Source organism: Bradyrhizobium sp. SZCCHNS2022, assembly GCF_032377575.1.
GTDB classification, from domain to species: domain Bacteria; phylum Pseudomonadota; class Alphaproteobacteria; order Rhizobiales; family Xanthobacteraceae; genus Bradyrhizobium; species Bradyrhizobium aeschynomenes.
In genome coordinates, this window is sequence record NZ_JAUHHZ010000001.1 from 1,817,716 (window position 1) to 1,830,199 (window position 12,484).

12 protein-coding genes are annotated in these 12,484 nt (G+C 64.8%); 9 read left to right on the forward strand and 3 right to left on the reverse strand.

Annotated elements, in window-relative coordinates; all coding sequences use genetic code 11:
• Positions 1-8 precede the first annotated feature (8 nt).
• Positions 9-767, reverse strand: coding sequence for an SDR family NAD(P)-dependent oxidoreductase (locus QXZ94_RS07970; RefSeq protein ID WP_315719961.1), 759 nt, complete (start codon positions 765-767; stop codon positions 9-11).
• 163 nt (positions 768-930) lie between these two features.
• On the opposite strand from QXZ94_RS07970, the gene QXZ94_RS07975 reads away from it, so the two are divergent.
• Genes QXZ94_RS07975 through QXZ94_RS08000 form a run of 6 tightly spaced genes read left to right on the forward strand, consistent with a single transcriptional unit; the run spans position 931 to position 6,795 of the window.
• Positions 931-2,190, forward strand: coding sequence for an extracellular solute-binding protein (locus QXZ94_RS07975; RefSeq protein ID WP_315719962.1), 1,260 nt, complete (start codon positions 931-933; stop codon positions 2,188-2,190).
• A 1-nt stretch (position 2,191) separates the two neighbouring features.
• Entirely contained in the window at positions 2,192-3,133 is a 942-nt protein-coding gene (locus tag QXZ94_RS07980; RefSeq protein ID WP_315719963.1) for a sugar ABC transporter permease, read from the forward strand.
• Positions 3,126-3,974 (forward strand): carbohydrate ABC transporter permease, encoded by an 849-nt coding sequence (locus QXZ94_RS07985; RefSeq protein WP_315719964.1) that lies wholly within the window; start codon positions 3,126-3,128, stop codon positions 3,972-3,974. The genes QXZ94_RS07980 and QXZ94_RS07985 overlap by 8 nt, the downstream gene beginning before the upstream one ends.
• A gap of 22 nt (positions 3,975-3,996) precedes the next feature.
• Positions 3,997-5,094 (forward strand): Gfo/Idh/MocA family oxidoreductase, encoded by a 1,098-nt coding sequence (locus QXZ94_RS07990; protein WP_315719965.1) that lies wholly within the window; start codon positions 3,997-3,999, stop codon positions 5,092-5,094.
• A gap of 10 nt (positions 5,095-5,104) precedes the next feature.
• Positions 5,105-5,749: a ThuA domain-containing protein gene (locus tag QXZ94_RS07995; protein WP_172109205.1), complete on the forward strand. Its 645-nt coding sequence runs from the start codon at positions 5,105-5,107 to the stop codon at positions 5,747-5,749.
• Positions 5,746-6,795 carry a LacI family DNA-binding transcriptional regulator gene (locus QXZ94_RS08000; protein WP_172109203.1) on the forward strand — a complete coding sequence of 350 codons (1,050 nt, stop codon included), beginning with the start codon at positions 5,746-5,748 and terminating at the stop codon, positions 6,793-6,795. The genes QXZ94_RS07995 and QXZ94_RS08000 overlap by 4 nt, the downstream gene beginning before the upstream one ends.
• Positions 6,796-6,803: 8 nt before the next feature.
• On the opposite strand, the gene QXZ94_RS08005 is transcribed toward QXZ94_RS08000, so the two are convergent.
• Positions 6,804-7,202, reverse strand: a complete 399-nt coding sequence (locus QXZ94_RS08005; protein WP_315719966.1) for an MAPEG family protein — start codon at positions 7,200-7,202, stop codon at positions 6,804-6,806.
• A gap of 73 nt (positions 7,203-7,275) precedes the next feature.
• Positions 7,276-9,081 (reverse strand): class I poly(R)-hydroxyalkanoic acid synthase, encoded by a 1,806-nt coding sequence (locus tag QXZ94_RS08010; protein ID WP_315719967.1) that lies wholly within the window; start codon positions 9,079-9,081, stop codon positions 7,276-7,278.
• A gap of 299 nt (positions 9,082-9,380) precedes the next feature.
• Here QXZ94_RS08010 and QXZ94_RS08015 point away from each other — a divergent pair, with 299 nt between their 5' ends.
• The 3 genes from QXZ94_RS08015 to QXZ94_RS08025 all read left to right on the forward strand — a co-directional run bounded on the left by QXZ94_RS08015 (position 9,381) and on the right by QXZ94_RS08025 (position 12,407).
• The gene (locus tag QXZ94_RS08015) at positions 9,381-9,626 is read left to right on the forward strand and encodes a hypothetical protein (protein ID WP_315719968.1); all 246 of its coding nucleotides are present in this window, start codon (positions 9,381-9,383) and stop codon (positions 9,624-9,626) included.
• A gap of 204 nt (positions 9,627-9,830) precedes the next feature.
• Positions 9,831-11,051, forward strand: a complete 1,221-nt coding sequence (locus QXZ94_RS08020; RefSeq protein ID WP_015666831.1) for an LL-diaminopimelate aminotransferase — start codon at positions 9,831-9,833, stop codon at positions 11,049-11,051.
• Positions 11,052-11,090: 39 nt separating this feature from the next.
• Positions 11,091-12,407, forward strand: a complete 1,317-nt coding sequence (locus tag QXZ94_RS08025) for a homoserine dehydrogenase (RefSeq protein ID WP_315719969.1) — start codon at positions 11,091-11,093, stop codon at positions 12,405-12,407.
• Positions 12,408-12,484: the final 77 nt, after the last annotated feature.

Consider the following 12,484-nt stretch of genomic DNA (forward strand, 5'->3'; position numbering starts at 1 on the left):
GCAGTCACTCACACCCAGCCGCCGTCCACGACGTAGTGCTGAGATGTACAGGCCGATGCCTCCTCGGAGGCGAGGAAGACGGTGAACTTCGCGAGCTCGTCGGGAATCAGCTTCCGCTTCAGGCATTGCCGCTGCATCAGCTCGACCTCGCCTTGCGGGGTCATCCATTTCTCGAGCTGGCGCTCGGTCATGATCCATCCCGGCGCGATCGCGTTGACGCGGATATTGTAGGGGCCGTAGTCGCGCGCCAGCGAGCGCGTCAGGCCGAGCACGGCTGACTTGCTCGCCGTGTAGGCGGCCATGCCGCCTTGTCCGGCCATCCATGAGATCGACCCGTAATTGATGATGACGCCGGCATTCGCAGCCTTCATGTCCGGCAGCACGGCCTGCGCAGCGAAGAACTGGTGCTTCAGGTTGACCGCGACGCGGTCGTCCCAATACTCCGGCGTCATCTCCTCGGTGCTGTGTCGTTCGTCGTTGGCGGCATTGTTGACGAGGACGTTGATCGCGCCGTGTGCCTTGCGTGCCTCCGCGACGCCTGCCCGCAAGGCGGCGATGTCGGTCAGGTCGACGCATTGGAAATGCGCGCTGAGACCTTGACCCGACAATTCGCGCTCCAGGCCGCGGCCCTCATCGGCCTTGATGTCGAAGAACACGACGGTGGATCGCTGCTGTGCAAAGCGCCGCACGGTCGCTGCGCCGATTCCCGATGCGCCGCCGGTCACGAGAACGACCTTATGGGCGAGATCGGAATAAGTGGCAGCCATGGACATCTCCCGACTTTGATTTTCGTGGGGCGACGCGCCGCCCAACTCGACTCCAAAGCTTAGACGCCTCCGAGTGAGGTGCATAGATCAGAATTTTAGTTGCGCACCTCAAAATTTGAGGACAGGATTACCGCAACAAAAGAAGATGGTTGGGAGGACTGTGATGAGACTGCTCGCGAAGCTGGGACTCGCCGCTGCCGCATGCCTGCTCTGGGCCAACGCCGCGAGCGCCGACACCACCGTCAAATGGTTGCACATCGAGGTCAACCCGGCCCAGGTGAAGATCTGGGAGGAGGTCGCCCGCGCCTATGAGGCGTCGCATCCGGGCGTCAAGGTCGAGATGCAGTTCCTGGAGAACGAGGCCTACAAGGCCAAGCTGCCGACCATCCTGCAATCCAAGGACCGGCCGAACATCATCTACAGCTGGGCCGGCGGCGTCCTGAAGGCGCAGATCGAAGCCGGTGTGTTGGAGGACATCACCGATCAGGTGAAGGGTTACAGCGACAGCCTGACCCCGGCAGCGCTCGCGGCCTTCACCGACAATGGCCACGTCTACGGCCTGCCGACCGCGTTGTCGCAGGTCGGCTTCGTCTGCAACAGGGAGCTGATGGCCAAGGCGAAGGTCGATCCCGCTGCCATCAAGACCTGGGACGATCTGCTGGCGGCCGTGAAGACCTTGAAGTCGGCGGGCGTGACCCCGATCGTGGTCGGCGGCGCCGACAAATGGCCGCTGCACTTCTACTGGACGCATCTCGCCGTGCGTATCGGCGGCAAGCCGGCCTTCGAGGCAGCGCTGCGCGGCGAGAACGGCGGCTTCGCCGGCGACACCTTCGTCAAGTCCGGCGAGCTGTTCAAGCAGCTGGTCGATCTCCAGCCGTTCCAGAACGGTTTCCTTGGCTTCAAGAACCCGCAGGCCGTGGGCTATTTCGGCGACGGCAAGGCGGCGATGACGCTCGCGATCAGCTCCGTCTACAATCTCCAGCGGGCGCTCGCGGCCGACAAGGTGGGCTTGGGCGAGGACAAGATCTGCTGGTTCGATTTTCCGACGGTGGCGGGCGGCAAGGGCGCGCCGACCGACACGCTCGGCGGCATCACCGGCTGGCTGATCACGAAGGGCTCGCCGAAGGAAGCGGTCGACTTCCTCAAATACTTCATCTCGAAGGACGTACAGACGCGGCTTGCGGCCGGCAACTTCATCGTTCCGGTGGTGCAGGGCGCCGACGCCGGCCTCAACAACTCCTTCATGAAGCAGATCGCGTCGAATCTGGCGAAGTCGAACTATCACCAGAACTTCTACGATCAGAGCCTCGGTCCTTCGGTCGGTCGCGTCGTCAACGACACCTCGGCGGAGATCGCCGGCGGCAGCATGAGTCCGCAGGAGGCGGCCAAGACGATCGAGGCTGCGCGCAAGCAGGGCAATTGACGTGGCGCGACCGATTGCGAGTTCGCCGGCGATGGGCGTTGCGCAGCCATCGCGCGCCGCCCAGGCGGTGCGCGGGCCGAGCTGGGACGGCCGCTTCACCGTCCTGATCCTGTTCCTGCCGCCGGCGCTGGTGTTGTTCACGCTGTTCGTCGTGCTGCCGATCGGCGAGGCCGCCTGGTACTCGGCCTTCAACTGGAACGGCTTCGGCAAGCCGACCAACTGGATCGGGCTCGACAATTACCGCTTTGTGCTGGAGACACGCGCGTTCTGGCTGGCGCTGCGCAACAACGGCCTGATCATCGCGGTCTCGCTGTGCGTGCAGCTGCCGCTGGCCCTGGCGCTGGCCCTGATGCTCGCGGAGCGGTTCTGCGGCGCGGTGGCGCTGCGCATGCTGTTCTTCATGCCCTACATTCTCGCCGAGATCGCGACCGGGCTGATCTTCAGCTTCGTCTATGATGGCGATTACGGCCTGGTCGCCTCGATCTGGCGCAGCTTCGGCGCCGAGCCGCCGCATCTGCTGGCCTCGACCGACACTGCGATGCTGGCCGTGCTGATCGTCATCGTCTGGAAATATTTCGGCTTCCACATGATGCTGTTCATCGCGGCGCTGCAAAGCATCGACAAGAGCCTGGTCGAGGCGGCGCGGATCGACGGCGCGACGCGGGCGCAGAGCCTGCGTCACGTCGTCGTCCCCTTGCTCTATCCGACGATCCGGCTGTCGGTGTTCTTTGCCGTCGTTGGCTCTTTGCAGCTGTTCGACCTGGTCATGCCGCTGACCCGCGGCGGGCCCGCCGATTCCTCGAACACGATGGTGAGCTTCCTCTACAACAACGGCATCTCGCGCATGCGCGTCGGCTACGGCAGCGCCATCGGCGTCATCCTGTTCGTGATCTGCGTGACCTTTGCCTTCACCTACAAGCGATGGTTCATGCGCGATGAATAGGACAGAGACCACAACAGCGCCGTTCGATCCCGCGGCACTGTTCAAGGCGGCGTTCCTGACACTCGTCGCCATCTTCGTGCTGGTGCCGCTGCTTGCGACGTTCCTCGGTGGCTTCAAATCTCTGGGCGAATTGCGCGTCAATCCGTTCGGCCTTCCCCAGCATTGGGAATGGCAGAACTATGCTGAGATCCTGTTTTCCGGCCGTTACTGGCAGCTGCTCCGCAACTCGCTCATCATCTCGACCCTGACGGTGGCTCTGACCCTGATCGTCGCGTCCATGGCGGCGTTCACCTTCGCCCATGTCCGGTTCTTCGGCAGCTCGATGCTGCTGAGCTATCTGACGCTTGGCCTGCTGTTTCCGGCGGCGACCGCGGTGCTGCCACTGTTCATCAAGGTGCGAGATCTCGGGCTGCTCGATACCTACTTCGGCGTGGCGCTGCCGCAGGTCGCCTTCAGCCTCGCGATGAGCGTGCTGCTGCTGCGGCGCTTCTTCAAGGACATCCCCTATGAGCTGCTCGAAGCCGCTCTGGTCGACGGCTGCAGCTACGTCAAGTTCTTCCGCTATGTGACGCTGCCGCTGTCGCGTCCGATCCTGGCGACCGTCGGCACCATCACCTTCGTGAACAGCTGGAACGCCTATCTCCTGCCGCTCGTGATGCTCAACTCCGACGCGCTGTATCCCTGGCCGCTCGGCATCATGGTCTATCAGGGCGAGTATTCGTCCGAGTGGCACCTGATCCTCGCCTTCATCACTCTCACCATCCTCCCCACCATCATCCTCTTCCTTCTGGCGCAGAAGCACATCGTTGCCGGCCTGACGTCGGGTGCGGTCAAGGGATGAACGGGGCCTCACGGAGACCACAATGAGAAGAGTAGGCATCGGCATCGTCGGCTGCGGCGTCATCAGCACCGCTTATCTGAAGGCGGCCCAGCGCTTCCCCGTCCTGGAGGTGAAGGCACTCGCCGACATGCGCAGCGACGTCGCCGAGCGGCAGGGTGCTGCTTTCGGCCTGCCGGCCATGCGGGTCGACCAGCTCCTCAGGCGCGATGACGTCGAGATCGTCGTCAATCTCACCGTGCCGCTCGCCCACACCGATGTCAGCCTTGCGGTGCTGAATGCCGGCAAGCACGTCCATTCCGAGAAGCCGCTCGGCATCGATGTCGCCGAGGCCCGCAAGGTGATCGAGCTCGCCGCGCAGAAGAACCTGCGCGTCGGCTGTGCCCCCGACACCTTTCTCGGCGGCGGGCACCAGACCGCGCGCAAGCTGATCGACGACGGCGCGATCGGAAAGCCCGTGGCAGGGAGCGCGTTCTTCGGCTGCCCCGGGCATGAGCGCTGGCATCCCGCGCCGGGCTTCTACTATCTGCGGGGCGGCGGGCCGATGCTCGACATGGGGCCGTATTACATCACCGATCTCGTGCAGCTGCTCGGGCCAGTCGCCGGCGTGCAGGGCTCGACCGCGCGCCCGCGTGCGGAGCGCCGCGTCACCAGCGAGCCGATGAATGGCACGCTGATTCCGGTCGAGGTCGCCACCCATGTCGCGGGCACGCTCGAATTCGAGAGCGGGGCGGTGGTGGCGGTCACGATGAGCTTCGACGTGCCGAAGCACCGACACGCGCCGATCGAGATCTATGGGGAGGAAGGCAGCATGCTGGTACCGGACCCGAACCGCTTTGGCGGCGAGGTCCAGGTCGCCAAGACCGGCGGCGACTGGGAGACAGTGCCGCTGACGCACGGCCACGTTGACGGCGAATTCCGCTCCATCGGCGTCGCCGACATGGCCACCGCGATCCTGAACGAGCGGCCGCACCGCGCCAGCGGCGCGCTCGCCTTTCATGTGCTGGAGGTAATGGAGGCCTTCCAGACCTCCGCCAGCGAAGGCCGGCGCGTCAAGATCGAGAGCCGCGTCGAGCGGCCGGCGATGCTGCCGGCGGGGCGCGAAACCGGACAGATCGACTGAGGACGGACACATGCGCAAGGCAATGATTGTATGGGGCGGCTGGCCGGGGCACGACCCTGATTTGTGCGCCTCGATGATCCGCGGCTGGCTCAAGGCGGAAGGCTTCGAGGTGCGGATCGAGACCACGACCGCGGCGTTTGCGGATCCCGCGATTTTCGACCTGTCGCTGATCATCCCGATCTATACGATGTCCAAGATCGAAAAGGCCGAAGCGCTCAACCTCTGCGCGGCGGTCCGCAGCGGCGTCGGCTTCGCCGGTCATCATGGCGGCATGTGCGACGCCTTCCGCGATTCGGTGGATTACCAGTTCCTCTGCGGGGGCCAGTGGGTCGCGCACCCCGGCAATATCATCGATTACCGTGTCGACTTGACCAGGCCGGACGATCCCATCATGAAGGGCCTGAAGAGCTTCGAGCATCGTTCCGAGCAGTATTACATGCATGTCGACCCGGCCAACGAGGTGTTGGCCACGACCACCTTCACCGGCGAGCACGCCCCCTGGATCGAGGGGGTGGTGATGCCGGTGGTCTGGAAGAAGCGCTATGGCGCGGGCAGGGTCTTCTACTCCTCCCTCGGCCACCGCGCCTACGAGCTCGACGTCCCTGAGATCCGGACGTTGATGACCCGCGGCATGCTATGGGCGGCGCGCGCGTGACAGCTGAGGCGACCCCGTTGCCGGTGCGTGCCACGCTCGAAGATGTCGCGCGGACGGCGGGTGTGTCGCTCGCCACCGTCGACCGCGTGATCAACCGGCGCGAGGGCGTGCGGGCGAAGACGGTTGCGCGGGTCGAGGCCGCCGTTGCGAAGCTCGGCTACCGCGCCGACATCGCCGCCGCGCGGCTTGCCCGCGGACAGAGCTTCCGCTTTGCCTTCGTGCTGCCAACCGGCGGCAACAGCTTCATGACCAATCTGACGGAGCAGGTACGGCACACCGCGGAGTGGCTGGCCGGGCAGCGCGGCTTCATCGATATCATCCATGTCGACGTGTTCGACCCGGACGTGCTGGCCGGCGCGCTGGAGACCTTGTCGCCGGCCTATCAGGGCGTCGCCGTCATCGCGCTCGACCATCCCAGGGTGCGGGCCGCGATCGACGAACTCTCCGCCCGCGGCGTTGCCGTGGTGACGCTGGTGTCGGATGCGCCGAGCTCGCGCCGCCTGCATTATGTCGGGATCGACAATCCGGCTGCGGGGCGGACGGCGGCGACGCTGATGGGACGGTACCTCGGCGGTCAGGAGGGGACCGTCGCTGTCATCGCCGGATCGCTGTCGCTGCGCGATCATGCCGAGCGGCAGTTCGGCTTCAGCCAGATCCTGTCCAGCGAGTACCCGAACCTGCGCGCGTTGCCAGCCCTCGAGGGACGCGACGACAGCGAGCGCACGCGGGAGCTCACTGCCACGCTGCTCGCGCGCCATGGCGACCTGCGCGGCATCTATTGCTGCGGCGCCGGCAACCGCGGCATTGCCGATGCGCTGGAAGCCTCGGGCCGGGCGCGCGAGGTGGTCTGGATCACGCATGAGCTGACCCAGCACACGAGGCGGTTCCTGGTCCGCGGCACGTGCGACGCCATCATCAATCAGGATCCGGGCCACGAGGCGCGCTCCGCGGCACGGGTCCTGCTCGCGCATTGCTCGGGCGAGCCGATCAGCCCCGATCAGGAGCGCATCCGCATCGACATCTTCCTGCGGGATAATCTGCCGTAGCTGACGGGTTACAGCCAGCCGAAGATTGCGACCGCCAGCACCGCCTGTGCCGCGAAGCCGACCACGAAAGCCAGCGTGCGGAACACGGGCAAGCCGATCGCATAGACGATGACGTGCGCGACGCGCGACCAGAAATAGACGGCGCAGGCGAGCACGGTCCATTTGGTCGAGTAGTCGATCGCGTTGAGGATCAGCACCAGCGGCGCGAAGATCACGAGGTTCTCGACCGCGTTGTCGTGCGCGAACATCAGCCGCGTCGCCCAAGGCGCGTGCGGCTTGTCGTTGCGGGTCGGATTGGCCATCGCGCCGGTGAGGCCGCGGATCTGGCAGCGGTTCAGGATATAGGGAACCCACAGCAGCCCGGTCAGAATGACCGTCAGCGTCAGCCAGAACAGTTCGCGCGTCATCGAGATCCCCTCAACTGATATCCGTCCCGTCCCGGCGGGACGGAGCGGTTATAGTCAATTGCGGGGGACAGCGCTATGCGCGGACGCGGACATAGGAGCCGGGAGCGTCCTCGAGCGGTGGATAGGCCTCGGTGCCGACGCCGCGTGCGGGAACCTCTTCCGGATCGAGCTCGCTCAGCCATGCGCGCCAATCCGGCCACCACGAGCCCTTGTGCTCCTGCGCGCCCTTGATCCAGTCCTTCAGCGAGATGTCGTGGATCTGGTCGTTGGTCCAGTACTGGTATTTGCCCGACGAGGGCGGGTTGACGACGCCGGCGATGTGGCCGGAGCCCGACAGCACGTACTTCACCGGGCCGCCGAAGAACTGCGAGCCATAGAGCACGGAATCGGCCGGCGCGATGTGGTCCTCCCGTGTCGCGAGATTGTAGACCGGCACCTTCACCTTGGAGAGGTCGAGCAGGGTGTTGTCGAGCACCATCGTGCCCGATGTCAGGCGGTTCTCGAGATAGCAGTTGCGCAGGTAGTAGGAATGATTGGCCGCCGACATGCGGGTGGCGTCCGAATTCCAGTGCAGCAGGTCGAACGCCTGCGGCGGCTGGCCCTTGAGGTAGTTGTTGACGACATAGGACCAGATCAGGTCGTTCGACCTGAGCATGTTGAAGGCCATCGCCATCTTGCTGCCTTCGAGCACGCCTGCGGCCTGCATGTCGCGCTCGAGTGCCGAGATCTGGGTCTCGTCGACGAACACCAGGAGATCGCCGGCATGGGTGAAATCGACCTGCGCAGCCAGGAAGGTCGCGGAGGTGACACGCTGGCGGCGCTTGTCGGCAAGCCAGGCCAGGGTGGTCGCGAGCATGGTGCCGCCGACGCAATAGCCGAGCGTGTGCACCTTCATCTCGCCCGTCACCTTCTCGATGACGTCCATCGCGGTGAGCGGGCCCTCCTTCATGTAGTCCTCCCAGGTCTTATTCCCGAGCTTCTTGTCGGGATTGACCCAGGAGATCACGAACACCGTGAGCCCCTGATCGACGCACCATTTGACGAAGGATTTTTCCGGTCGCAGGTCGAGGATGTAGAACTTGTTGATCCAGGGCGGCACGATCAGCAGCGGCGTCCGCAGCACGGTCTCCGTCGACGGCGCGTACTGGATCAGCTGCATCATCTCATTTTGGAAGATCACCTTGCCCGGCGTCGTCGCCATGTTGACGCCGACCTCGAGATTGCCGGGGTCTGACTGGCGGATCTTGAGCGATCCCTTGCCGGCCTCGATGTCCTCGGCGAGCATCTGCATGCCCCGCACCAGATTGTCGCCGCTCGTGGCCACCGTCTGCCGCATCACCTCGGGGTTTGTCAGGACGAAGTTCGACGGCGCCAGCGCGTTGGTGATCTGGTTGACGTAGAACTCGGCCTTCTTGCGGGTGTGCGGATCGAGTCCTTCGGCATTGTGGACCAGATCCTGCGCCCATTGCGTCGTCAGCAGATAGGCCTGCATGACGAAATCGTAGAACTGGTTCGATTTCCATTCCGGATCGGCGAAGCGCTTGTCGCGCGGCGACGGAGAGATCGCCGGAGGCGCTTCTTCGCCAGCAAGGCGCCGCGAGGCCGAGCCCCACAGGTCGAGATAGCCCTTCGCGATCTTGGTCTGGATGTCGCTGGCGCGATCCTTGTCCGACAGCCAGTAGTCGGCGACCGCCGTGAACGACTTCACCACCTCGGCAAGCTCGGTCGGCGGCCGGTCCTGAACCTCCCCCGTCTCTCGCGGCTTGAGATAGGCAGCGAGGGCCTTGCCGCTGGTCTCCATTGCTCTCGCGATGTTCGTCGCGAAGGCTTCGGCGTCGAATGTTTTTTGTGAATTGGTGTTGTTCGGAACGTCGGTCATGGCAATCTTACACTATCGCGTCGGAATCGTTTCGTCACCGCGCGAGATCAACAATCCGCGAGTTTGCGGCAAATTCGATTTCTACGTGTTGCGTTGCGAAAAAGTCTCTTGCTTCGGTCATACTGATCTCATAGGCGGTCGAAATTCCTGTTCAAGCCGCCAACCTTTCGAGTGACAATGGGTTGTGCTGCGGCAAAATGCACCGCATTGCGGCTGGCGGTTGTGGAGTCAGTGAGGACTTTGGCGTGACGTCGGCGGATCAGGGGCGGAGGAGGTGGGCGCGAGCCCTTGCAGCGAGCGTGGTGCTTTGCACCCCCTTGGCGCTGTCCGGCTGTTCCAGCCCGATTGCCGACATGCCGTCGCTGGAAGCTGACGCCATCGTGCGCCCAAAGGAGCCCGGGGGCTATCTCCCGGTCAACGACGTTCCGCGCGAGCGCGAGACGCGGATGATCTCCCCGGAGGAGCGAGCGCAGATCGAGCAGGAGCTCAAGGCTGCCCGCGACCGCCAGGCGTCGGCGGGACAGCCCGGTGCCAGGGACCGCTAAGCGGTCGGGACGGGCGACGTAATTGTCTGGCGTGGCGCGGTGTCCATGATAAAACACCGGAATCAACCGCACCTCAGCGTGTCGTCGCCAGCCAGGCCGCGTGGCCGTGCTAAGTTCATGTTCTAGCACGGATTTCAGGGCAGCGCCGCCACCGTGCCAGCGATGCTGGCTGATCCGCCCCCGGTTGCCGGAGCCGAGAGACCCATGGAAGATTTCTATCGCATCCGCCGTCTGCCGCCTTACGTGTTCGAGCAGGTCAACCGGGCCAAGGCGGCCGCGCGGAACGCCGGCGCCGACATCATCGATCTCGGCATGGGCAATCCGGATCTGCCGGCGCCGCCGCATGTGCTGGAGAAGCTCAAGGAGACCCTGGGCAAGCCGCGGACCGACCGCTACTCGGCCTCGCGCGGCATCGTCGGTTTGCGCCGGGCGCAGGCCGCCTATTACGACCGTCGTTTCGGGGTGAAGCTCAATCCCGACACCCAGATCGTCGCCACGCTCGGCTCCAAGGAAGGGTTTGCCAACGTGGCCCAGGCGATCACCGCGCCGGGCGACGTGATCCTTTGCCCGAATCCGAGCTATCCGATTCATGCCTTCGGCTTCCTGATGGCGGGCGGTGTGATCCGGTCGGTGCCGTCGGAACCGACACCGCAATTCTTCGAGGCGGCCGAGCGTGCGATCATTCATTCGATCCCGAAGCCGCTGGCGCTGATCGTCTGCTATCCGAGCAATCCGACGGCCTATGTCGCCAGCCTCGATTTCTATCGCGACCTCGTCGCATTCGCGAAGAAGCACGAGATCCTGATCCTGTCGGACCTCGCTTACGCCGAGGTCTATTTCGACGACAAGAACCCGCCGCCATCGGTGCTGCAGGTGCCGGGCGCCATGGACGTCGCCGTCGAGTTCACCTCGATGTCGAAGACCTACTCGATGGCCGGCTGGCGCATGGGCTTTGCCGTCGGCAACGAGCGCATCATCGCCGCCCTCGCGCGCGTGAAATCCTACCTCGATTACGGCGCTTTCACCCCAGTCCAGGTGGCGGCCACCGCCGCGCTCAACGGCCCCGACGACTGCATCCGCGAGATGCGTGATGTCTATCGCAAGCGCCGCGATACGCTGGTCGAGTCGTTCGGCCGGGCCGGCTGGGAGATTCCGTCCCCCGAGGCTTCGATGTTCGCCTGGGCGCCTTTGCCGGAGAAGTTCAAGACCCTCGGCAGCATGCAGTTCGCGACCCTCATGGTCGAGAAGTCCGGCGTCGCGGTGTCGCCGGGCGTCGGCTTCGGCGAGCATGGCGAAGGCTATGTCCGCATCGCGATGGTCGAGAACGAGCAGCGCATTCGGCAGGCCGCGCGCAACGTTCGCCGCTTCCTTGAAAGCGGCATCGAAACGTTGCACAACGTCGTTCCCATCGCCAACCGGCGCTGAACCCTCCCATACGTTCCTTTCGACAGGTTCTTTGATTCCATGGTCGCACCCCTGAGAGTGGGCATCGCGGGCCTCGGCACCGTGGGTGCCGAAGTCGTTCGTCTGATCGAGCAGCAGGGGCGCGTGCTCACCGAGCGGACAGGGCGGCCGGTGAAGGTCGTCGCCGTGACGGCGCGGTCGAAGAAGAAGCGCGCCGTCGATCTCTCGGGCATCAAGTGGGCTAGGGATCCGCTGGCGCTGGCCGCTGATCCGGAGGTCGACTGCTTCGTCGAGTTGATGGGCGGCGCCGGCGATCCGGCGCTGTCGGCGATCGATACCGCGCTCAAGGCCGGCAAGTCGGTGGTCACCGCCAACAAGGCGCTGATCGCCAAGCATGGCCTGAAGCTCGCCAAGGCCGCCGAGAAGCATGGCGGTGCGCTGAACTTCGAAGCGGCCGTGGGCGCCGCCATTCCGGTCGTCAAGACCCTGCGCGAGGGGCTCGCCGGCACCGGCATCAGCCGCGTCTATGGCATCCTCAACGGCACCTGCAACTACATCCTGACCCGGATGGAGCAGGAGGGCCTGTCGTTCGACGAGTGTCTCAAGGACGCCCAGCGCCTGGGCTACGCCGAGGCCGATCCGTCGTTCGACATTCATGGCCACGACACCGCGCAGAAGCTGGCGATCCTGGCGAGCCTCGCCTTCGGTACCCAGGTGGCCGAAAAATCCATCTACGTGGAAGGCATCTCCTCGATTGCGCCGGAGGATCTGAAGGCGGCCGCCGAGCTCGGCTACCGCGTCAAGCTGCTGGGCGTGGCCGTGCGCACCGCCAAGGGCATCGAGCAGCGCGTGCATCCGACGATGGTGCCGAAATCCTCTTCCATCGCCCAGGTCATGGGCGTGACCAATGCGGTCACGATCGACGGCGAGGGCATTCCGCCGATCACCTTGGTTGGTCCGGGAGCAGGGGGCGCGGCCACGGCGTCCGCCGTGGTGGCAGACATCGCCGATGTTGCGCGCGGCATCCGCGCGGCGCCGTTCGGCCGTCCGGTCGACAAGCTGCAGGCGACCGAGAAGGCGCCGATGGAGCGGCACGAGGGCGGCTACTACATCCGCCTGATGGCGCGCGACCATGCCGGCACCGCCGCGACGATCGCGACCCGTCTGGCCGAGCAGAAGATCTCGATCGAATCGATCGTGCAGCGCCACCCCAACGGCAGCGAGCCGCTGAAGGCCGGCGCCAAGGGCGGGCCCGTGCCGGTGATCCTGATCACCTATGCGACGCATGAGGACGCCGTGCACAAGGCGCTTCAGGCGGTGCAGCGCGACAAGGTCATCAGCGGCAAGCCGCAGGTGATCCGGATCGAGAAGAATTAATCTGGGATGCGCAGGGAACCGGTTGTCCCTGCTCAAACAAACGCGTGGCGTTTGGGTTAGGTTCATGCTCAAACCGG